Origin of the sequence: Prevotella sp. 10(H), assembly GCF_000711235.1 — a bacterium.
Taxonomy (GTDB): Bacteria; Bacteroidota; Bacteroidia; order Bacteroidales; family Dysgonomonadaceae; genus Dysgonomonas.
Window position 1 is genome coordinate 833,136 of the sequence record NZ_JOMI01000007.1, and the last position, 21,475, is coordinate 854,610.

Annotated in this window: 19 protein-coding genes; 8 read left to right on the forward strand and 11 right to left on the reverse strand. The window is 38.0% G+C overall.

Going from position 1 to position 21,475, the window contains the following annotated elements; genetic code table 11:
• Positions 1–6: 6 nt before the first annotated feature.
• From K348_RS0115125 to K348_RS0115150, 6 genes are all read right to left on the reverse strand, one after another.
• The gene (locus K348_RS0115125; RefSeq protein ID WP_029906185.1) at positions 7–765 is read right to left on the reverse strand and encodes a Rossmann-like and DUF2520 domain-containing protein; all 759 of its coding nucleotides are present in this window, start codon (positions 763–765) and stop codon (positions 7–9) included.
• Positions 765–1,103, reverse strand: a complete 339-nt coding sequence (locus K348_RS0115130; protein WP_029906187.1) for a hypothetical protein — start codon at positions 1,101–1,103, stop codon at positions 765–767. The genes K348_RS0115125 and K348_RS0115130 overlap by 1 nt, the downstream gene beginning before the upstream one ends.
• Before the next feature lie 3 nt (positions 1,104–1,106).
• Positions 1,107–1,655 (reverse strand): nitroreductase family protein, encoded by a 549-nt coding sequence (locus K348_RS0115135; RefSeq protein ID WP_029906189.1) that lies wholly within the window; start codon positions 1,653–1,655, stop codon positions 1,107–1,109.
• A 13-nt stretch (positions 1,656–1,668) separates the two neighbouring features.
• The gene (locus K348_RS0115140; RefSeq protein WP_029906191.1) at positions 1,669–3,048 is read right to left on the reverse strand and encodes a sugar transferase; all 1,380 of its coding nucleotides are present in this window, start codon (positions 3,046–3,048) and stop codon (positions 1,669–1,671) included.
• 33 nt (positions 3,049–3,081) lie between these two features.
• The gene (gene topA / locus K348_RS0115145) at positions 3,082–5,415 is read right to left on the reverse strand and encodes a type I DNA topoisomerase (RefSeq protein WP_029906193.1); all 2,334 of its coding nucleotides are present in this window, start codon (positions 5,413–5,415) and stop codon (positions 3,082–3,084) included.
• Between the two features lie 211 nt (positions 5,416–5,626).
• Positions 5,627–6,703: a hypothetical protein gene (locus tag K348_RS0115150; protein ID WP_029906195.1), complete on the reverse strand. Its 1,077-nt coding sequence runs from the start codon at positions 6,701–6,703 to the stop codon at positions 5,627–5,629.
• A gap of 274 nt (positions 6,704–6,977) precedes the next feature.
• On the opposite strand from K348_RS0115150, the gene K348_RS0115155 reads away from it, so the two are divergent.
• Positions 6,978–9,251 carry an outer membrane beta-barrel protein gene (locus tag K348_RS0115155; protein WP_231496797.1) on the forward strand — a complete coding sequence of 758 codons (2,274 nt, stop codon included), beginning with the start codon at positions 6,978–6,980 and terminating at the stop codon, positions 9,249–9,251.
• 120 nt (positions 9,252–9,371) lie between these two features.
• Here the strand turns inward: K348_RS0115155 and K348_RS0115160 are convergent, their stop codons facing one another.
• From K348_RS0115160 to K348_RS0115180, 5 genes are all read right to left on the reverse strand, one after another.
• Complete coding sequence (locus K348_RS0115160; protein ID WP_029906199.1) at positions 9,372–9,656, reverse strand: hypothetical protein; 285 nt, start codon at positions 9,654–9,656, stop codon at positions 9,372–9,374.
• 118 nt (positions 9,657–9,774) lie between these two features.
• On the reverse strand, positions 9,775–10,071 hold the full coding sequence (locus K348_RS0115165; RefSeq protein ID WP_029906201.1) for a hypothetical protein: 297 nt from the start codon (positions 10,069–10,071) through the stop codon (positions 9,775–9,777).
• A gap of 137 nt (positions 10,072–10,208) precedes the next feature.
• On the reverse strand, positions 10,209–10,832 hold the full coding sequence (locus K348_RS0115170) for a hydrolase (RefSeq protein WP_029906203.1): 624 nt from the start codon (positions 10,830–10,832) through the stop codon (positions 10,209–10,211).
• Positions 10,833–10,912: 80 nt separating this feature from the next.
• A complete protein-coding gene (locus K348_RS0115175; RefSeq protein ID WP_029906206.1) occupies positions 10,913–11,590 on the reverse strand; it encodes a response regulator transcription factor in 678 nt (225 codons plus the stop codon).
• Positions 11,587–12,966 (reverse strand): cell wall metabolism sensor histidine kinase WalK, encoded by a 1,380-nt coding sequence (locus tag K348_RS0115180; protein ID WP_029906207.1) that lies wholly within the window; start codon positions 12,964–12,966, stop codon positions 11,587–11,589. Before K348_RS0115180 ends, K348_RS0115175 begins: the two co-directional genes overlap by 4 nt.
• Before the next feature lie 237 nt (positions 12,967–13,203).
• Between K348_RS0115180 and ileS the strand changes: the two genes are divergently transcribed.
• The 7 genes from ileS to K348_RS0115215 all read left to right on the forward strand — a co-directional run bounded on the left by ileS (position 13,204) and on the right by K348_RS0115215 (position 21,473).
• Positions 13,204–16,617: an isoleucine--tRNA ligase gene (ileS, locus tag K348_RS0115185; RefSeq protein WP_029906209.1), complete on the forward strand. Its 3,414-nt coding sequence runs from the start codon at positions 13,204–13,206 to the stop codon at positions 16,615–16,617.
• Positions 16,618–16,673: 56 nt separating this feature from the next.
• A complete protein-coding gene (locus tag K348_RS0115190; protein WP_029906212.1) occupies positions 16,674–17,054 on the forward strand; it encodes a TraR/DksA C4-type zinc finger protein in 381 nt (126 codons plus the stop codon).
• Between the two features lie 95 nt (positions 17,055–17,149).
• Entirely contained in the window at positions 17,150–17,782 is a 633-nt protein-coding gene (locus tag K348_RS0115195) for a lipoprotein signal peptidase (protein ID WP_029906214.1), read from the forward strand.
• 2 nt (positions 17,783–17,784) lie between these two features.
• Positions 17,785–18,606, forward strand: coding sequence for a DUF4296 domain-containing protein (locus tag K348_RS0115200; protein ID WP_231496798.1), 822 nt, complete (start codon positions 17,785–17,787; stop codon positions 18,604–18,606).
• A gap of 10 nt (positions 18,607–18,616) precedes the next feature.
• Positions 18,617–18,910: a hypothetical protein gene (locus K348_RS0115205; RefSeq protein ID WP_029906218.1), complete on the forward strand. Its 294-nt coding sequence runs from the start codon at positions 18,617–18,619 to the stop codon at positions 18,908–18,910.
• A 76-nt stretch (positions 18,911–18,986) separates the two neighbouring features.
• Positions 18,987–20,183 carry a glycosyltransferase gene (locus K348_RS0115210; RefSeq protein ID WP_051697912.1) on the forward strand — a complete coding sequence of 399 codons (1,197 nt, stop codon included), beginning with the start codon at positions 18,987–18,989 and terminating at the stop codon, positions 20,181–20,183.
• Positions 20,184–21,473 (forward strand): glycosyltransferase, encoded by a 1,290-nt coding sequence (locus K348_RS0115215; RefSeq protein ID WP_029906222.1) that lies wholly within the window; start codon positions 20,184–20,186, stop codon positions 21,471–21,473.
• Positions 21,474–21,475 lie beyond the last annotated feature (2 nt).

A 21,475-nucleotide genomic window follows, 5' to 3' on the forward strand; every position in this document is an offset into this window, starting at 1 on the left:
TTTATATTAGCTCATTCTGTGAATATCTTCGCTTATAAGCCTGTATAATTCTTTAATTTTCTCATCTTCTATCATTTCCAGATGTTTATTGATGATGTTTTCATCAAAGCGGACAGCTGGTCCTGTCTGCGCATCTTTTGGTAAAAGTATATGTACTTTTGATGCTGTTTCGTCGATGAGTGGGAGTGCCGTTTCGAATGGAAGTCCGGCTTTTTCGAGAAACAATTTAGATAATGCGTACATATGATTCGTAAAATTACAGGCAAAAACTCCGGTAAGATGTACGTATCGTCTCTTGTCAGATGATAATTCCAATACATTTTCAGACAATTGATTTGCAACAACTTTTATTACAGAAAGGCTTTGCGAGCCAGATGCTTCAATGAATATCGGAACATTTTGCCAAACTATTTCTCTGTGTTTACTGAATGTCTGAAAAGGATATAATACAGCGTACTTCGATGTGTATTTAGCAAATATATCTAATGGCAGGCTTCCGGCAGTATGTACCCATATCCCTTTATTGGTTGGTAATTGCGACAGAATATCTTCAAGCACAGAATCTTTTACTGAAAAGATATATAAATCGGCATCATCTATTATAGCACTAATATCATTTATAGCTACAGCATTAACCTCTTTCGCAAGATAAGAAGCTGATTCTAGCGTACGACTATATACCTGTATAATATCAAATGATTTCTTATACAGTTCCTTAGCCAAATGTGTGGCTACGTTTCCTGCCCCTATAAATACTATTTTCATCAGTTCTTCTTTGCGGTCAATACCATTGCAATGCCTGCTATGATGAGCCCTAAAGGAACAATCAAATTGGAATAATCACTTATCCAGCCGAAGAATATATCGGCATTCAGTATAATGCCTACTCCGAGAAAAATCCAGCCGAGTATCTTTTTAGGTTGTGTGGCAAGAAAAACGATGCCTCCGATAAGGAAGAAGGCGCCTACACTTATTAGTTTATGTCCGTAAGGTATCTGATTGAGAAAGCCTAACTTATCCAGAAGATATAATACCCCGAAAATAAGTATAGTTATCCCGTATGATAAGCGGTCATTAGAAGCTTTATTCGAACTGGCTGCCATAATCTATTCACCTAACTGGTTAATATTAAATTTACCGATATGTATTTTCTCCCATTGCAATTTTTCCTCATCAAAAGGCGGCCGTTCCTGTGCTTTATGCCCGATAGCTATTACAGACAGTACCTGCAATTGGAGGGGGATATCCAATAAAACACGGACATATTCGTCCGACGGAGTATCATCGGCAGTAAACCGTTCACGAATCTGCACCCAGCAACTACCCAAACCAAGGTCTTCAACCTGTAGTTGTATCATAACAGATGCGATAGAGGTATCTTCAATCCATACATCACTAGTCATCGGATCGCCTAGTACAACAATAGCGAGAGCGCATCCGGCTATTAGTTTACTACTCGATTTTTTGCATTGAGATAGTTTCTCAAGCACTTCTTTATTTTCAACCAAAACGAACTGCCATGGATTGGCGCTTTTCGATGCCGGCGACTTGAGCGCGGCTTTCATTATTGTTTCTACTTGTTCCGGGCTTAATGGTTCGTCTGTGAATTTGCGAGTACTGCGACGATTTGTTATCAGTTGTTGAAAATCTTTCATCAGAATTGTATAATTAACGCCTTGTAAGGCTTTCTATTTCGTCACCCAACTCCTGTACGCTTTTTACACCTTGCGTGCTGTTTCTGCGGAGCAGGATATTCAGGGTCTGCATTATAAGTTTAATATCCAGAGCTAAAGAGTATCCGTTGATATAGAGCAGGTCATATTTTAGTTTATCCTGCACAGAGGTGTTGTATTTTCCCTGTACCTGTGCCAGTCCTGTTAAGCCGGCTTTTACCCTGTGACGCAAATTATATTCAGGTATCTCTTTCGAAAATTGTTCTACGAAAAAAGGTCGTTCAGGGCGTGGTCCCACAATGCTCATGTCGCCAACGAGGATATTAAATATCTGGGGTATTTCGTCCAGCCGGGTAGTTCTGAGTATATGCCCAAGTTTAGTGATGCGCTTATCTGTATCTTGTGCCAAAACAGGACCTGATAAAGCTTCTGCATCTTCGACCATTGTCCGGAACTTATATATTTTAAATATCTTATTATCGCGGGTCACACGTTCCTGGACGTAGAAAGCAGTTCCACCTCCGATCTTTAATGCCAGATATATAAATACAAAAGGGATAAACAATATAATTAGAGAAATGGAACTAAGGATAACATCGATTATTCTTTTTGTAGTTTCACTTCCTTGTGATAATCCTAGCTCTCTAACATCCAGCACAGGAGAATCATCTATCTGTAAGAAATCGGAATTAAACTGCAGGATTTCTAGATTTTTGGGTTGATAGAGTACTGTATGGTCTTTTTCGATACAATAAAGAATAATCTCTTGTTTAAGGGATTCTTCCACATCTTCGGTTAAAAAAGTTATATCACAATCGTCTATAAGATCATATACTTTAGAATATCTGGGTGAACAAACATGCTTTATCCTAGACCACATACCTCTCGACTCCAAAAGCTTATAGGCAAGTGCCTGTGATTTCTCATATCCTATAACCAATACGGATTTACCTTTATTCACCCTGAAATACATCCGACTAGCAAACAGATGCCAAATTGTAATAGCAATCAACTGGAAAAGTGTACTTAAAAGTAGTATACTTCGTGGAAATGCAAATTCCCTTATAAAGAAGCTGATTGCCATTGTAATAAACAGTAGGGAGCCTAATGCGAGGGCTACGGTATATCCTACACCAAAGAATGTAAAGTCTTTTGGCTTATCAAGTTCGTAGATATGACTTAATACAAGGTAACTTATAATGATAAAAGGTAAACTTGACCAGAATGCATTATAGTTGAGTGTAAAATTATCGAGAGAATCTTTTAAAAGATAGAAAGATAATATATAGGAGCCGTATATAACGCTTAAATCTATAAGAGGTATAATTATTCTGTATCCCCTGTATCCGAATATCTTTTCCAAAAATTTATTCATTCACTTTTACTATAGATTCTCTACATAAATGCCCTATTTTTTCTTCGCTCTACCTTTAGTTTTAGTCGCTTTTTCATCAGTGGCGTTTACTATCTTCATTGCCGCTTCGAAATCGAGACTGTCGGGAGTAGTTCCTTTTGGAATCTTAAAATTATTTTTTTTGTAAGCTATATAAGGCCCGTAACGGCCATTCAATATCTGAAGATCAGTATCTTCCGTAAAAGTCTTTATGACTTTTTCAGCATCTTTCTGCCTTTTGTCAAGAATCAACGGAATAGCATCGTCTATATCCACACTGAAAGGATCATATCCTTTTGGTAAAGATATGAATTTATTGTCGTGTTTTATATATGGGCCGAATCGTCCGGCACCCACACTCACCTCTTTACCTTCAAATTCACCTATAGAACGTGGTAAGTCGAATAATTTCAATGCTTCTTCCAACGTAATTGTGCTTATAGACTGGTTCTTTTGTAAGCCGGCAAACTGAGGTTTATCTGCATCTTCCTGTACGCCTATCTGAGCCATAGGTCCAAATCGTCCTATTTTTACCGAAACCTGTCGGCCCGATTTAGGATCGATACCCAATATACGTTCGCCGATCTTATGATCGGTCTGCATATTGCTGGCCGATTCTACTACCGGATGAAATACCTTGTAGAACTTATCGATCATTTTTGTCCAGTTCTCTTCGCCGTCGGCTACCTGGTCAAATTCTTTTTCTACAGTAGCTGTAAAATTATAGTCGAGGATATCAGGAAAGAATTCTGTGAGGAAATCGTTGACAACGGTTCCTGTATCTGTAGGGATCAGTTTTCCTTTGTCGGCTCCTGTGATTTCAGTCTTTTCAGCATCTGAGATATTACCGTTTTTCAACGTTAATACATTATACTTGCGTTCGGTACCCTCTAAATTTGATTTTTCTACATACTCACGGTTCTGAATCGTAGAAATTGTAGGGGCATAAGTCGACGGGCGGCCGATTCCCAGTTCTTCAAGTTTACGAACCAGTGCAGCTTCACTATATCTACTCGGACGTTGAGTGAACCTTTCAGTAGCAGTGCTTTCTTTCAGATTCATAATCTCCTGGGGTTTTACAGGAGGAAGGAGGCTGGTTTCACTGTCTGTATTTTCATCGTCGGTACCTTCCAGATAAACGTGAAGGAATCCGTCGAATTTGATGACTTCGCCTACAGCCGTAAATTTAAGGCTTGTATTGTTCGATATTCCTATTGTTACGGTTGTTTTCTCCAGTTCGGCATCAGCCATTTGAGAAGCAATTGTTCTTTTCCAGATCAGTTCATACAATTTTTTCTCCTGAGCTGTACCTGTTGTGGTATGCTCAGAAATGTATGTAGGACGAATAGCTTCATGGGCCTCTTGCGCTCCTTTGCTCTTAGTGGAGAACTGACGTACTTTAGAATATTGCTTGCCGTAAACCGACTCAATTTCGTTTTTAGTGGTATTGATAGCCAGACCTGATAAGTTTACCGAGTCGGTACGCATATAGGTGATTTTCCCCGATTCATATAACTTTTGGGCAACCATCATAGTCATTGATACCGGAAATCCCAATTTGCGCGATGCTTCCTGCTGCAACGTAGAAGTAGTAAACGGTGCTGCAGGCGATTTCTTAACAGGCTTTGTTTCTACATCTTCAACTTTAAATGTCGCTTCTTTTAATTTCTCTAAGAGATCGAGGGCTTCTTTTTTTGTTTTCAGCCTTTTGCTCAATTCGGTTTTGATTTCGGTCGTATTACCATTATCATTTTTAGTGAATATGCCAATAACCCTGTAAGAAGCTTCTGATTTAAAATTCTGTATTTCCCGTTCGCGTTCTACGATTAGCCTGACCGCAACCGATTGTACCCGTCCCGCAGATAGGGCCGGCTTTACCTTTCTCCAAAGTACGGGCGATAGTTCAAATCCCACAATACGGTCGAGCACCCTTCGTGCCTGTTGCGCATCAACGAGGTTTATATCTATCTGTCTTGGATTTTCTATTGCGTGAATGATAGCATCTTTCGTTATTTCGTGAAAAGCTATTCTTTTGGTCTTATTTTCATCGAGCTTCAATGTCTTGAAAAGATGCCATGATATAGCTTCTCCTTCCCGGTCTTCATCGGAAGCGAGCCATACAGTGTCGGCTTCTTTAGCCGCTTTTTTCAGTTCATCGACTACTTTTTTCTTGTCAGCCGGAACTTCATATAATGGAGTATAGTCGTTCTCCAAATCTATACCCAGATCTTTCTTTTTCAGGTCTCTGATATGCCCGTAACTGGACATTACTTTAAAATCTTTACCCAAAAACTTTTCTATGGTTTTGGCTTTTGCCGGAGATTCGACGATTACTAAATTTTTTTGCATCTATTAAGGCTCTTATCATTTATTTTCAGGAGAGTAAAAAAAGTATACTTTCCCAAAAGTTATTTTTCTATTGAACCGCAAAAGTAATGAATTTGTTTTAAAAAGCAGAATAAAAGTTTTTGAACATCAGCTTTTCTATCGGGCTTATGCGTATATTATTTAATAAATACCGACTATTTTAATTGTTAAGGCAAGTTTTGTTAAAGTATTGTTAAGTGAAAATAATAGGGTCGGTATCAGCTTTGAAATAAGAAAATCCTGTTTCTTCAAAATTATAACCGGATATTATCTCCTTAACAGTTAACAAAAAGGCTTCAAAATCATATACAATGAAATCAATATACGAGAAATGGAAGCCCGTAGCACCTCCGAGGCAGTTAGCTATGCCGAAGGGACCAACTACCGCTGTTATCTTATCTTCTATATCTCCTCTGAAATTCACGACATTCTCGCGGGGTACATTTATATTCTCAAAAAACAGGAACCCGAAAATAACCCCGTTTTTCTCTGCTTCGTCAAAACAGTGGCTCTTACCATTATAGAAATCATTCAACAGTGGCATACACGAAGTGTAACCTGAAAAGATATCTTCACGTAATTTCCACCCTTCTTTATTATTTACTTCCATTCTGTATCCGCTGTATATTTCACACGGATTTTCGAATTTTGACCAACTACAAGTCTTAATGGTATCGTCGATGAAAGATTTGAACTCTGCAATGTTTATAGGTTTGCCTTTTTGTTCTTCTCCGATGAAATCTATAAACCCGATATATTCCATTGTATATAGTTCACCTATAAACTGATCGAGGTAAATGAAGAACATGGAATAGCGCTTGCTTTCGTCTAACTCCATAAGTGCAGGACTATAGACTTTTATATTTATTTTACTTTTGTCGTTATCTGTTTGGGGGTAAATGAGAATATCTTCATCACTCAATTCTGTACCGAACATTTTCAGAGCGTAGCCTTTTTTACCATGGGCAGGCTTAGTCGAATAAAAATTCCACTTCTTCCATAAATATTCCGGGGCATATTGGAGCCAGTAATGAATCTGCATCAGCCGCGTGCGGTCGCCTTCAGGTGTAAGTATAAGTTCATACTTTCCTTCCGGATTAACTCCCATTTCGAAGTATACCTTGTTGAAAGCAATTTGCAGTATACTATCCACAAAATTAAGAAGTGTTTCACCTTCCACTTTATTATCCATCATTTCACGGATCTGATGTTCTTCTTCTGAAAAGGAATTCCAGAACTTCACGACTCTGTTTTTAAAAGAATCTTGCATATACATACTTGTTGTCTTTGTGTTATGAACCAGTAGTCAAAGATAAGTAATTAAAATTAACATACTAACAATTGTTAAATTTTTATTTAACAATAGAAAATATCGATAACACTTGGTAACACTAAATAGCTATAAGGAAACATTCTTTACTTTGAAAAGTGGCTAAATTTGTGATATAAGCCATTTCATTATTATGAAGTATTTACATTTCATTTTGTTTTTATGTTTTCCTCTTTCGATATGTTCCCAATCCTATTCTTTGAAAGGAGTGGTGATGAACGATTCCAATCTGCCAGTCGAGGCGGTCACCTGCATATTGAAAGATGTGCAAGATTCACTTTATATGAAAACGGTTATATCCGATACAAATGGTCTGTTTATTTTCAATGAACTACAACAAGGTGATTATATGCTCACTTTACAGCATATGGCTTATGAAAAAGAAGAACAGGCTGTAAGGTTAGAAAATACTGATGTTGAATTATTGCCATTTGTCCTGATTTCTTTAGATAAATCGTTAAATGAAGTGGTCGTAAGTGCAGAACGTCCTACTGTAAAAGCTGAGGAGGGGAAGCTTATATATAATGTGCCGCAACTTATAAGGAATAAGGCCGTATCGAACGCTTTTGAAACTTTGCAGAATGTTCCCGGTATTACCGGAACAGGGGATAACCTGCAATTAGTAGGTACAACAGAATATACTATATTAGTAAACGGACAGTTGACAAGTATGAGCGCAGAGCAACTTATCAGTATGCTGAAATCGATGCCTGCCTCCCGCGTAACAAATGTTGAAGTGATGTATAGCGCCCCGCCGCAATATAATATAAGAGGAGCTGCAATCAATGTAATATTAAAAGACAGCGATGTCGTACCTGTATTGCAGGGAGAAGGTACAGTAGAGTACAAGCAGGCTTTTTACGCCGCTTATACGCTCAGAGGGAGCTTGATGTACAGCAAGTCGTCTTTTAATGCCGATCTGATTGTCGGCGCAAATAAATCGAAAGGGTGGGGCGAAAGTGATATGTACGCAATACATCAGCTTAATAATCACATATATGATATTAGCCAATCGAATAAATCCCGATCTGACTACAAAGATATCAATATCCGTCTGGGCATGGGTTATACATTTTCTAACAAGGATAAAATCAGCTTTGTATATACATCAAATCTGGATGATACGAATTCGAAACCTTTTTCCCGTACGGTTTTTCTTGAAGATTCAAATCCATACTCTGATGTGCATTCCGGTAGTGATATAAAAGGTAATACATCTCTTCATAATATAAAAGTTGAATATAACTCACATAAGAAAATTAATGCAGGTATCGATTATACTGTCTATCGTGACCCTGCAGATGAAAAATATTATGACTATTTGAATGGTACTCAGCTGCAAACAGCATTTAAAACGAAAACGAATCAAAAAGTAGATAAACTTGTTGCATTCCTCAATCATAATACCGCTATTAACGGTTGGAAATTGGATTATGGAGCTAATTTTTCTTTCTCCAAGAACAATAATATATATAATTATTATAAAAATCCCGATAGTAATCACGTCGATTCAGTCAGCGATAACAGGCAAAAAGAGTATTCCGGCTCGGTCTTTTTCGGCTTTTCCAAATCATTTGGTGAGAAACTTTCGTTACAGGCTTCATTGTCGGCTAATTATTTCAGAGCGACAATAGATATGACGGATATCAGTAAGACGCTTTGGGATGACTTTCAGCCTTTCGTAAATGCAAATCTGACTTATACATATAATCCTAAACGTATTGTGCAGCTTTCCTTTTCTTCGGATATAGACTACCCGCCATATTGGGCTTTGAGCAGCAATGCTTTTAAAATCAATGCTTATTCTCAGGTACAGGGAAATCCCGAACTGAAATTTTCGAAGAAATATAATACACAACTGAATTTTATAATGAACCAAAAGTATGTTGCCGGGGCATATATAAACGTTCGGCCGGACCGTTATATTCAGTTGCCCTACCAATCTCAAAACAGTTTGCAGAACGTATTCCAAATGGTAAATCTGAATTATGAGAGACAATACGGGCTATACTTTGTTGTGCCTGTAAAAATAGGAAATATATGGGATGCAAGCGCCACTGTGAATCTGATAAGGCAGGAAGAAAAAGACGATGATTTCTATAATATACCTTACAGCAGGAGTAAAAATGTGGTTGTCGGTCAGCTACGTAATACTTTTAATGTTTCGTCAAAGCCTGACATTAAGCTGGATGTCTCAGGATTTTATATGTCCGGCGCAGTGCAGGGCATATACGATGTAGGTCGTATTTGGAATGTTTCCGCAGGTGCTAAGTGGACTTTTGCAGGTAAGAATGCTGAGCTGATGTTCCGTGTAGACGATGTTTTCAAAAGCGGAAAGCAAACAACTAAGATTGACTATATGAATCAATACAGCACTATGCATATAAAACCGAATGCCCCGGTATTCAGATTATCATTTACTTACCGTTTCGGCAATTATAAGAAACCGAAAATAGAGGAAGTTGATACATCCCGTTTCGGAAGATAGTACTTTTTATATATAAACACAATTTTCAATAAAGCTTTCTGATAAGGGATTTATCGGGAAGCTTTGACTTTATAAAAAATGTTGTAAGGAATTTTCTTACAACATTTTTATATTTTGTCTTTAGCATACGCCGAAATCTTCATCTTTATTCTCCTTCATTTTCGGTTCCTGTATCTTAGGGTCACCTATTTCCGGATCAATTTTCTCAGGATTTTTCTTATCCGGATCTACAGGTACTTCCGGAACACGCGGCTCTTTCCTTTCAGGTTGATTATCATCGTTATACGGTTGGTCTACCATTTTGAGCGGAATATTTTGAGGTTCCTTTTGCGGTGGATTATCTACAGTGCCCTTAGGCATCATATCGGGCATACCTTCAGTCGGTCTTTGGTGAAATGTTGACATGTCTCTAAAATTTATGATTAATACAATTACATTACTAATAGAGAACAACATTCAACACTAAATGGTTTCTGGTAGGTAGTTAATATATACTTAATGCAATGTTAAGAAAGACAATGGATTAATATACCCATTGTCCGGTATCGGTACTCCATAATATACCGTTTATAATAAACAGTATTACCAATATCTGAAATAATATAGCAGCTGAGAGCAATACAAAACTGAGTATTGTAAACTCTTTCAGATGCTTTAGTGCATAATAGAGACAAAACAGAATCTGTATAGATATTATGCTGCTGGAAATTAAAGCAGAATAAAAATCTGTTTTTGTCAGATAAAAATTATGGTTAATAACTAGTACAATAGCCAAGATTACAAAAGTAAATGCAAGGTTTAGTAATGAAAATTTATTCATGATTGTCTCGGATTATATGGGCAATAATTACATGAACAAATATACTAAATTGATTTGATGCAGTGTCTTTTTAACGCATATAAAATCCTGACAGAAAGATTTATTTTGTCACGATTTCTATTTATAAGATAATTTATCTATTTATTCAGATTGGGAAACCACCGTGCCTCTTCCATTATTCGCACAAAGTCTTCTTTGGTCTCTTGCCGGTTCCAGTCTCTTTGCAGTTCACATGCCAATTGTGCAAGGCTAGTCAGATGTGCTCCTGCTTGTTCAACACGCCTCAAACCGCATTCGTGAGCAATGACTGAAGTACCACCTACACAATCCACGACCGGATAAACTTCGAAGCCCTCGCGGATAGCATCGATAGTAGGAAAAGTCAGACATGCTTCTGTCCAGAGTGCAGCCATAAGTATTTTCTTTCTGTTTGTTGCATGCACTGCTTCGTAGAATTCTTTGTCTTCCCATGCATTTATTGTAGTGCGGTCGTAAGATACGATATCTCCCAGCTTGTCTTTTATCTGTGGTATTGTATCTTTATTAGCTCCTGTTCTTACATTCACTGTCGATAATATCACCGGTAGGTTAAATGCTTGTGCCAACTCGGCCAATACACCCATGTTCATGATTAAATCCCTTTTATCCATTGAGTTAATGGATGTAATCTGAATCGGCTGGTAATCGATGATAAGAAGAACTGAATTTTCTGGTGAAATGAGAGGGTCAGTTTGCGGGTCTCTCTTTGGGTAACTGCTCATACTATTCTATTTTAATTATTTATTGAAATAGAACAATAGAGATTCAGTAAAAGTTTAATTGTTTGTATATGAATTGGTTGTTAAAATATCATTTTATATCCTATACCCCTGATGTTTATTATTTGTATCCTTGAATCAAGTGAGAGTTTCTTGCGTAATTTTACAATAAATACATGCAGGCTTCGGGTATTGAAAAAGCTATCATCGCCCCACAGTTCGAGCAGTACAGCTTTATTCTCCACTATATTATTCTGATTTGAGCAAAGGTGCTCCAATATCGCCGCTTCGCGGTGTGAGAGGAGTTCGGTCTTTTGCGGGTGGATAAGTTTTTGCATCAGAGGGTCGAAGGTATATTCCCCAATCTGATATACTTTGTTTTCCGGTTCTTTGCTGTGTACACGGTTTAACAAAGCCTTTATGCGCACAATAAGTTCATCCATTCCGAAAGGCTTTTTAAGATAATCATTACCGCCGATTTCGAAACCTTGAACTACATCGTCTGTTTTCGATTTTGCACTGAGGAAAAGGATAGGCGTCTGTTTATCTGTTTGTCTTATCAGTTGAGTCATACTGAAACCGTCAAGCTTAGGCATCATAATATCGGCAACAACAATATCCGGATTCAGTTTGTAAAACATTTCCAGTCCTTCTTTTCCGTTTGTAGCACAATCTACCTTAAATTTCCTCTTTTCCAGAGTTTCTTTAATTATCATTGCCAATGACGGCTCGTCTTCTACCAGCAATACTTTTATGTTCATGGTATTATTATTTTAAAGCAAGTGCCTTTTCCCTCTGTGCTGTCCACTTTTATTTTCCACCCGTGTTTGTCTATTATTGTTTTCACATAATACAGGCCTAGTCCGTATCCCTTTACTTCGTGGATATTTCCCGTAGGCACCCTGTAGAACTTATCGAATATTTTATCTAGCGAATTAGCAGGGATTCCTATTCCGTCATCGCATACAGAAATGATCGTCTGTCTGTTTTCTGTATATGCCGATAGCTTTATATTCACACTTTCAGGAGAATATTTTACTGCATTTTCGACAAGGTTATTTATCAGGTTACCGAAATGAAGCCGATCGGCTTTAACTAATAAGTTTTCAGGTTTTATTTCTATTTCGAATGATACGGGTTTCGAAGTATTCAGTAATATCTGATTCTTACTGTTTTCGAACAAGCTTTTCAATTCTATATCTACGAGAGAAAGTCGGAGATTTTTCCGTTCTTCTACCGACATGGTCAGTATCTGCTCTACAAGGCTGTTGAGATACATCAGTTGCTCTTTAGATATATTCAGATATTTATCCCGTTTTTCTGGTTCGTCACTTGCTCCGAAATTCTGTAAGGCATCTACAGCAGCATATGTTACAGATATAGGGGTTTTCAGTTCGTGCGTCATATTATTAACGAAGTCACTTTTTATTTCGTCTATTGTCTTTTGCTTTAATATAATTTTCAGTAGATACAAATAGGAGATAATCAGTAATGCAATCATCAGTACGGAAATACTCACAAGTCCCAGCATATCTTTGAAAATATGCCATTTAGGCTCTTTCATGTATACGATGTATGCTTCTTTGTTCTCATCAGTAAAGGCAAATACATATTTTTCATATTTGCTTTGATCGAAGTCTTTAATATTAGGATTTGGCGAACTGTCATTTATATTGGTACGATATACCAGATAATAAGGTATTTTAATACCCAACTGTTTAAATTCGGCTTTCAAAAGGCTGTCATACCTTGCAATATCGATAGATTTAAGGGAATCTATCGTAAGGTGAAAGCCCTGTTGTACCGAAACGTTCATTGTGTTGGCATCACTCCAGATAATTTTCCCGTCTTTTTTATTGTTTTGTATCCTTACCACTACATCGGGCATACGTTCCTGTTGGCGTGCCATGATGCCTTTCATGTTTTGCTTTGGTAAAGAATCTGAGTCTGCGTGTATGTCATTGATTCGTATAGCTATTTCTTTAAAGTCGGCATTGTTCATAGCATGCATAATAGCTGTTTCCATTTTTCTATACTGCTCGTTGTAAAAATTAACAAGCCAGTAGACCTGATAACTGCATACAAGAACCAGTAGGCCAAGAATGACGAAAGCTATAAATTTGAAGCGGAATTTCATGTGCCGTAATTATTCTGATAATGGCAAAAATAGTCAATCATTATGAAATTTCGAATATCAATAACACTATATAACACTAAGATAATTTAAGGTCAGATCAATTATTCTCTTAAGGACGGATTAAAACTGTTCAACAGTTCTTAAGGTATACTAATAAACTTGTCTGTTGTAACTTGTAACTCATAACTTTTCATTATCTTTGCCCTCAATTTTTTAAAAGCATGTATTAATCACACTATGAGTAAGCAGTTTTCTGAATACAATCGTTTTAACCTTTCCGATATCAATAAAGAGATATTAGAGAAATGGGATAAAGAGAACATATTTCAGCAGAGTCTGGATGTACGTGCCGGAGCTCCGTCGTTTGTTTTCTACGAGGGACCGCCGTCTGCAAACGGAATGCCCGGTATTCACCATGTAATGGCGCGTGCTGTAAAAGATATTTTCTGCCGTTACAAAACAATGAAAGGTTTTCTTGTAAACCGTAAGGCCGGATGGGACACCCATGGCTTACCTGTGGAAATTGCTGTAGAAAAGAAACTGGGTATTACCAAAGAAGACATAGGTAAAAAGATATCAGTTGAAGAATATAACAATGCCTGCCGTAAGGAGGTGATGAAATATACTGAAGAGTGGGAAACCCTGACCCGCATAATGGGATACTGGGTGGATATGAACGACCCGTATATCACTTACGACAGCCGATATATGGAAACTCTTTGGTTCCTGCTGAAAGAGTTATATAAGAAGGGGTATCTCTATAAAGGATATACGATACAACCATACTCGCCTGCTGCGGGTACCGGACTCAGTACACATGAGTTGAACCAGCCGGGTGCATACCGCGATGTAAAGGATACAACTTGTGTTGCGCAGTTTAAGATAAAAACGCCTAAAGACGAAATGGCTCAGTTCGGTGATCCTTACTTCCTTGCTTGGACGACTACCCCCTGGACATTGCCGTCGAATACAGCTTTGGCTGTAGGGCCGGATATAACATATGTAGCGGTGCAAAGCTACAACCCGTATACTGGCAAGCCGATGACTGCCGTATTGGCAAAATCGCTTGTTTTCAGTATGTTCAATGAGAAGGCAAAAGATATCGCACTGGACGATTATAAGCAGGGTGATAAACTTATACCTTACAATATCGTAAAAGAGTGGAAAGGTAAGGAGTTTGCCGGAATGGAATATGAGCAACTTATCCCGTGGATTAATCCGGGAGAGAACGCCTTTAAAGTGCTTGTCGGAGATTTCGTAACAACTGAGGATGGTACGGGTATCGTGCACGTGTCACCGACTTTCGGCGCTGATGATGCTAAGATAGCAAAGGAAAATAATGTACCCGCTATGATGCTGCTCGACAAGGACGGCAATCGACGTCCGATGGTAGACCTTACGGGTAAGTATTTCAAACTGCAAGACTTAGATTCTACCTTTGTAAAAGAAAAAGTAAACGTAGATTTATATAAAGAATACGCAGGCCGCTATGTGAAGAATGAATATGATGACACATTGCCTGTCGATGCCAATACGCTGGATATAGACCTCAGCGTAATGCTCAAGTTGGATAATAAGGCATTCAAAATAGAGCGTCAGGTGCATAATTATCCGCACTGTTGGCGTACTGACAAGCCTGTATTGTATTATCCGCTAGATAGCTGGTTTATACGTACCACTGCTGCCCGCGAACGTCTGATAGAATTGAATAAGACTATCAACTGGAAACCTGAATCTACAGGTTCGGGACGTTTCGGCAAGTGGCTCGAAAACCTGCAAGACTGGAATCTCAGTCGCAGCCGTTACTGGGGTACTCCGCTGCCTATATGGCGCACCGAAGACGGCAAGGAAGAAAAATGCATAGGTTCGATAAAGGAACTTTACGAAGAAATGCAGAAAGCTGTTGATGCGGGAGTAATGGACGAAATACCTTGGAAAGGATTTGAAATAGCAAATATGGATAAGGCAAACTATGAAAAGATAGATTTGCATCGTCCGTATGTAGATAATATCATTTTGGTTTCCGATTCGGGCAAGCCGATGAAACGCGAAACCGACCTTATCGACGTTTGGTTCGATTCGGGAGCTATGCCGTTTGCACAGGTATTTTATCCGAATATCAGTGAAGACGAATTTGCAAAGATTTATCCTGCCGATTTCATAGCCGAAGGTGTAGATCAGACCCGCGGATGGTTCTTTACATTGCATGCCATATCTACAATGGTGAAAGATAGCATATCTTTCAAAAATGTAGTTTCCAACGGGCTTGTACTGGATAAGAACGGCAATAAGATGTCGAAGAGCCGTGGCAATGGAGTAGACCCGTTTGCGACAATAGAGCAATATGGTTCCGACCCATTGCGCTGGTATATGATAACCAACGCTTCACCTTGGGATAACCTCAAATTCGATATAGAGGGAGTTGAAGAAGTGCGCCGTAAATTCTTCGGAACATTATACAATACTTACTCGTTTTTTGCCTTGTATGCCAATGTGGATAAGTTTTCTTTTGCAGAAAAGGAAATACCTGTTGCTGAACGGCCGGAAATAGACCGTTGGATAATATCATTGCTCAACACACTTGTAAAAGATGTGGACGAGTATTACGAAACATATGAGCCTACCAAGGCCGGACGTGCTATATCGGATTTTGTGAATGACAACGTTAGTAATTGGTATGTACGCCTCAACCGTAAACGTTTCTGGGGTGGAGAAATGACGAAGGACAAGCTTTCTGCATATCAGACTTTATATACTTGTCTGGAAACAATTGCAAAACTTATGTCGCCGATATCTCCGTTCTATGCGGATAAATTGTTCTGTGATCTCATTTCGGTTACTGGAAGGGAGAACATGTCATCCGTGCATCTCGCTAATTTCCCTGCTTATGAACCATCGGTAGTTGATAAGCGTTTAGAGGAACGTATGCAAATTGCACAGGATATTTCTTCTGCTGTACTTGCGCTTCGCCGCAAAGAAAGTGTGAAAGTCCGTCAGCCGCTTATGCAGATAATGATACCGATACTCAACGACAGGCAGCGCGAAGATATAGAAGCTGTAAGCGATCTAATACTGAACGAGGTAAATGTAAAAGAACTCAAATATGTTGACGATTCGAGCGGAGTGTTTATAAAGAAGATTAAGGCTAACTTTAAAATGTTAGGTCCTCGATATGGATATATGATGAAAACACTGGCGGCTGTTATTGAATATATGAGCCAAGAAGAGATTCGTTGCTTAGAACAGGGTGGAACTTATCCTTTAACGGTAGGAAACGAACAGGCTGTAATCCATCTATCAGATGTTGAAATCACAACATCTGATATACCAGGCTGGCTGGTTGCTGCTGCAGGAAAGTTGACCGTAGCGCTTGATGTGACAATAACCGACGATTTGCGCAAAGAGGGTATTGCCCGCGAACTGGTAAACCGTATACAGAATATACGGAAGTCAAGCGGCTTTGAAATAACAGACAGGATAAATATAAGAATTTCTGAAAATGAGCAAATAAAAAGCGCTATTTTGGAATATAAGGAATATATTGCCTCACAGGTGCTTGCCGATAATATCGAGTTTGCAAATGTGGAAAACGGCATGGAAATTGACATGGACGACTATATTTTACATCTCACAGTAGAGAAAGTCGGATAAAAGAATTATCTTTAGTAAAAATAAAACAGGATGTTTAACTTTTAAAATGTAAAGTTATGGCAGAAAAGACTAGATACTCTGATGAGGAATTGAACGAATTCCGCGATATTATTCTTGAAAAACTGAACAAGGCTAAAAAAGAATATGACGAATTAAGGGCGGCTATCACTAATGCCGACGGTAACGACGTAACCGATACATCACCTACATTCAAGGTGTTGGAAGAGGGCGCATCTACACTGTCGAAGGAAGAAGCCGGACGTCTGGCACAACGTCAGATGAAGTTTATCCAGAATTTACAATCGGCGCTTATCCGCATCGAAAATAAAACATATGGTATTTGTCGCGAAACAGGTAAACTTATACCGAAAGAACGCTTGCGCGCTGTTCCGCATGCTACATTGAGTATAGAAGCTAAAAACAGCGGAGTAAAATAATAAGTGCGAGAAGACAAACGAGGGGGAAGAAAAAATAGATATAAATATGCTCTGTTTTTTCTTCACTTTCTTTACGGGAACAAGTAAAATATAATATGGATAATAAAAACCGCGGACTGATTGCCATTTTTGTTATAGTCTTGGTAATAATCATAGATCAGGTATCTAAAATCTGGGTGAAGACTCATATGTCGCTCTATGAAAGTATAGAAATTACCAATTGGTTTAAAATTTATTTTGTTGAAAATCCCGGGATGGCTTTTGGCTGGAAATTCGGAGGAAAACTTTTTCTTTCGCTATTCCGTATTGTAGCTATCTTTTTTATCGGTTATTATTTATACAGGCTGGTGCAGCAAGGATATAAAAAAGGTTATATTGCCTGTATTGCTTTGATTCTGGCCGGAGCATTCGGTAACATTATCGATAGTGTATTTTATGGCGAAATATTCTCGGCTAGCTATCAGGGGCATGTGGCCTCGTTTGTTTCGCTGGGTGAAGGATATTCGAGCTGGTTGCATGGCAATGTCGTCGATATGCTTTATTTTCCACTGATAAACGGGACTTTTCCTTCATGGTTCCCTGTGTGGGGTGGAGAAGATTTTATCTTTTTCAGTCCGATCTTCAATATTGCCGATTCGGCTATTACCGTCGGTATTTTTATTCTTCTGATTTTTTATCGCAAGACATTATCTGTATCTTTGGAAAAAAAGGATAAAGCTAAAGCCTGATTATGCGACGTCCAGTCATTTATCTCATTATCATTATTACGGTTCTTTTCGGTGCATGCGGAAGGAAGCCACGTTATGTAATAGATGAAGATAAAATGGCGAATGTGCTTTACGATATACAACTGGCGCAGGCGATATACCGTAGCAATACAGATTTTAGTACCGATGAAAAAAAAGATGCCCTGCTCAACGGCATCCTGAAAAAATATAATATAACACAAGCAGAACTCGACTCATCGCTTCTTTGGTATTCCGACAATATCGAAATATATAACACGATTAACGATTCGGTTGCTTCGCGTTTAAGGGCTAATAGTAACGCGTTGATGGCTGTTCGGAATATGGCTTCATCCGGTAACTTTTCTAATTACCTTATTCCTCCTTTTTACTATCTGAGTGACCGGAAGCCTACATTGCTATTTAATATCGATTCGTTAAGATTAAAAACGGTCGACTTGCCTAAGTTTAGTTTAAGTTTCGATGTTCAGGGAATAAATTCTTTGCAGACAGTCGAGGCAGGAATTTTCTTTACATATACGGATACATTAGTAAAAATAATTGTACCTGTAATGGAGAATACGCATTATGCAATTGCTAAACCTGAACTCGCTGATAGTCTTTTGAAGAATATATCAGGTTATGTACATCTCGATAATAAAGTCAAAGGAATATCTCCGGATGTGATTTTGTATAACATCAGTTATAATGATTCAATAACGGCAAGTACTTTACCACCGGATATTCAAATTAAAGATGCATCATTATCGGAGCAAAATGCTGCTGATAACGAAAAGCAGGATGTTGCCACATCTTCAGTTTTCTAGGAATAGACAGATGAAACGTTATTACTCCCATTATACATTTATATATCCTGATATCTCTCTCAAGAATCATATTGTAGAAATAGATGATGAGGATAGAATTACCGGATTTTTCCCTTTTACAAAAGAAATAGAGAAAACAGAATTTTATTCCGGCTTACTGATTTTTCTGCCCAAAGAAATGACAAGTATTCAGAACGATTTGCTGAAGAAGATTAAGGACTCTTTTCTACATAAGGAAGACGGTGTTACAATACATCTCAATTTAGATATACACTACAGGATTTTTCGCGAGGAAAGTATATAATTGACATATGTGTTTTTGGAATGAAAACAGCTGCATTTTATTTATTACCTTTGCATATCAAGAAAAATAACATCTGATGAAGAGGATTCTGTACTTCATGCCCGATTTATCATTGGAAAACAATGCAGGTAACAAAACGCGGGTAATATCCTTACTTAAATACTTTAAACAACGGAATTTCAAAGTTGATTATTTCGGGGTGAAAGGTTGGATTCGCTGGCAGGACGGTGATGATGAGCGGATGTTGCAGACTGGACTTGTCGACCGGGTCTTTGTGGGTTTGGGTAAGCCGCCTAAAAGTCAGTTTTTTCACAGACTATTATATAAGATACCCGAATATTTTAAACGGAAATATTATGGGATTGATAATGCCGCCATAAAGAATATGTCTACTTTCTATCTGTGTAAGCAGTTTAATAAGGTACTTAAAGAAAATAAATACGATTACATAATAGTAAATTATTCGTGGTGGGCCAATATTATCAGGTATAAGAAATTTCAGAATGGTGCACGTACTATTATTGATACACAGGATTTATTGTCAGCATACGAATATCATACGCAAAGGAAACGTATGGGGCGCATTTTCGAAGAAGAGATGAAGCGTATTAGCCTTTATGATGAGGTGTGGGCGGTATCGGTAGAAGAGCAATACGTATTTTCACAGTTTTTAGACAATTATATACGGTTAGTACCGAATATTCCTTTATCTACAATGGATATGTATAATGAATCGTCTGATTCTCCAAAGAAATATGATATTATCTATGTGGCAAGCGATAATAACTGGAATAAGGAATCTGCAAAATGGTTTTTTTCTGAGGTCTATCCTTTGTTGCCGGCATCTTTCAATATATGTATTATTGGGCGTATTAACGACCATATTCAAGAAGAATATCCGAATGTAACTAAAATCCGGTTTGTGGAAAGTTTAGGCAATGCTTATGCAAGTTCACGTATATCTATATGTCCTATGCTGGGTGGCACAGGTGTAAAGCTAAAGGTTATTGAAGCTATGTCTTTTGGTTTGCCTGTTGTTTGCACGCTGAGAGGAATAGACGGCCTGCCAAATAAAATAAATAATGGGTGTCTTGTAAGTGATGATGCACAAATATTTGCAGATAATATTGTACGCTTATTAAACAATAAGGTTCTATATAAAGAGCAAAGTACACAGGGATATGATATTTACAAGACATATTATAATCCTGTTGTGCGTTACAAGCAACTTGATGAAATTTTCGGAGTGAATGCGAATTTTCCTGTAAATTAAATGATGATGAAGATACTGATACTTACTCCATATATTCCTTATCCGGTAAACTCAGGTGGCAATCAAGGCTTTTTCGGCCTTATAGACAGACTCAGAAAGAAAGTCGATATTTCTATTGTGCTTTCGGCAAAGCCATCTGATCTTGATAATATAGAAAAGTTTCGGGCTTTATGGAATAATGTAAGTTTTCATGTTTATCATAAAGGGGAATTTAAACCGGATGTGAAGAAGCCTTCTTATTATAATTTTCTGAAGGGTTTGAGGTCTTCTATTGAACGTAAACTAAAGCGCCAACAAGCTAATTCTAATGATTTAGTGCGTAAATATTCGACAATAACTACATCTGATTTTTATATGCCTGTAGAAGAAGGCTATGTAAATTTCATTCATGATGTGATAAAAAGTGAGAATTATGATTTAATTCAAGTAGATTTCTTCGAGTATATAAATATGGTCAATGCATTACCTGCTAATATAAAGAAAGTATTTATACATCACGAGTTAAGGTATGTACGTGAAGAATGCGAGATGAGGCTATTTGAGAAATCTAAGCCAATGGATTACTTTTTACACAATTATTCTAAAAGTTTTGAGATAGGTTGTTTAAACAATTATGATGCGGTGGTAACAGTAACCGATGTTGATAAGGAAAAGCTGAAAGAGGAGCTAAGAGAAGATATGTTCATAGAATCGTCACCTGCCATAATTGAAAGTAAGAATATGGTGCTTACGGATAACTTCAAATTTAATAATCGCCTTATTTTCCTTGGCGGAAGTGACCATTTCCCGAACCTGGATGCTGTAGATTGGTTCCTGAAGAGCTGTTGGGAAAATATACAAAGAAAGAATCCCGATTTAGAATTACATATTGTTGGCCAGTGGAAATCGAGGTTGAAAAAGCTATATACAGAACGTTTTTCAAATATACAATTCAGAGGGTTTGTGGAAAATTTGCAGGATGAATTGCAAGATGCCATAATGATAACACCTATCCGCATAGGCAGCGGTGTGAGAATGAAGTTGCTGGAAGCTATGGAGTATGGTTGCCCGATTGTGACTACTTCTGTGGGCAGTGAGGGCATCGGGCTGGAAAATGGTCAGGATTGCCTTATTGCGAATAATAATATATCATTTGCTGAAGCTGTATTGAAACTGTCTGGCGATAAAGAACTCTGTGACAAGTTTCGCAAGAATGCGAAGCAAAAATTCGAAGCGCGCCCTTATGCTGAACAATTAGCTGAAGTGAGGCTCAATATTTATAAGAAGATATTATGTCTTCCGAAGAAATAACC

Coding starts and splice junctions, on each gene's coding strand:
- K348_RS0115135 (WP_029906189.1), bottom strand. CDS start 1,655: ATGAAAGATTTTCAACAACTGATAACAAATCGTCGCAGTACTCGCAAA.
- K348_RS0115215 (WP_029906222.1), top strand. CDS start 20,184: ATGATGATGAAGATACTGATACTTACTCCATATATTCCTTATCCGGTA.
- K348_RS0115205 (WP_029906218.1), top strand. CDS start 18,617: ATGAAACGTTATTACTCCCATTATACATTTATATATCCTGATATCTCT.
- ileS (WP_029906209.1), top strand. CDS start 13,204: ATGAGTAAGCAGTTTTCTGAATACAATCGTTTTAACCTTTCCGATATC.
- K348_RS0115125 (WP_029906185.1), bottom strand. CDS start 765: ATGAAAATAGTATTTATAGGGGCAGGAAACGTAGCCACACATTTGGCT.
- K348_RS0115160 (WP_029906199.1), bottom strand. CDS start 9,656: ATGTCAACATTTCACCAAAGACCGACTGAAGGTATGCCCGATATGATG.
- K348_RS0115165 (WP_029906201.1), bottom strand. CDS start 10,071: ATGAATAAATTTTCATTACTAAACCTTGCATTTACTTTTGTAATCTTG.
- K348_RS0115150 (WP_029906195.1), bottom strand. CDS start 6,703: ATGCAAGATTCTTTTAAAAACAGAGTCGTGAAGTTCTGGAATTCCTTT.
- K348_RS0115190 (WP_029906212.1), top strand. CDS start 16,674: ATGGCAGAAAAGACTAGATACTCTGATGAGGAATTGAACGAATTCCGC.
- K348_RS0115130 (WP_029906187.1), bottom strand. CDS start 1,103: ATGGCAGCCAGTTCGAATAAAGCTTCTAATGACCGCTTATCATACGGG.
- K348_RS0115170 (WP_029906203.1), bottom strand. CDS start 10,832: ATGAGCAGTTACCCAAAGAGAGACCCGCAAACTGACCCTCTCATTTCA.
- K348_RS0115180 (WP_029906207.1), bottom strand. CDS start 12,966: ATGAAATTCCGCTTCAAATTTATAGCTTTCGTCATTCTTGGCCTACTG.
- topA (WP_029906193.1), bottom strand. CDS start 5,415: ATGCAAAAAAATTTAGTAATCGTCGAATCTCCGGCAAAAGCCAAAACC.
- K348_RS0115210 (WP_051697912.1), top strand. CDS start 18,987: ATGAAGAGGATTCTGTACTTCATGCCCGATTTATCATTGGAAAACAAT.
- K348_RS0115195 (WP_029906214.1), top strand. CDS start 17,150: ATGGATAATAAAAACCGCGGACTGATTGCCATTTTTGTTATAGTCTTG.
- K348_RS0115155 (WP_231496797.1), top strand. CDS start 6,978: ATGAACGATTCCAATCTGCCAGTCGAGGCGGTCACCTGCATATTGAAA.
- K348_RS0115175 (WP_029906206.1), bottom strand. CDS start 11,590: ATGAACATAAAAGTATTGCTGGTAGAAGACGAGCCGTCATTGGCAATG.
- K348_RS0115200 (WP_231496798.1), top strand. CDS start 17,785: ATGCGACGTCCAGTCATTTATCTCATTATCATTATTACGGTTCTTTTC.
- K348_RS0115140 (WP_029906191.1), bottom strand. CDS start 3,048: ATGAATAAATTTTTGGAAAAGATATTCGGATACAGGGGATACAGAATA.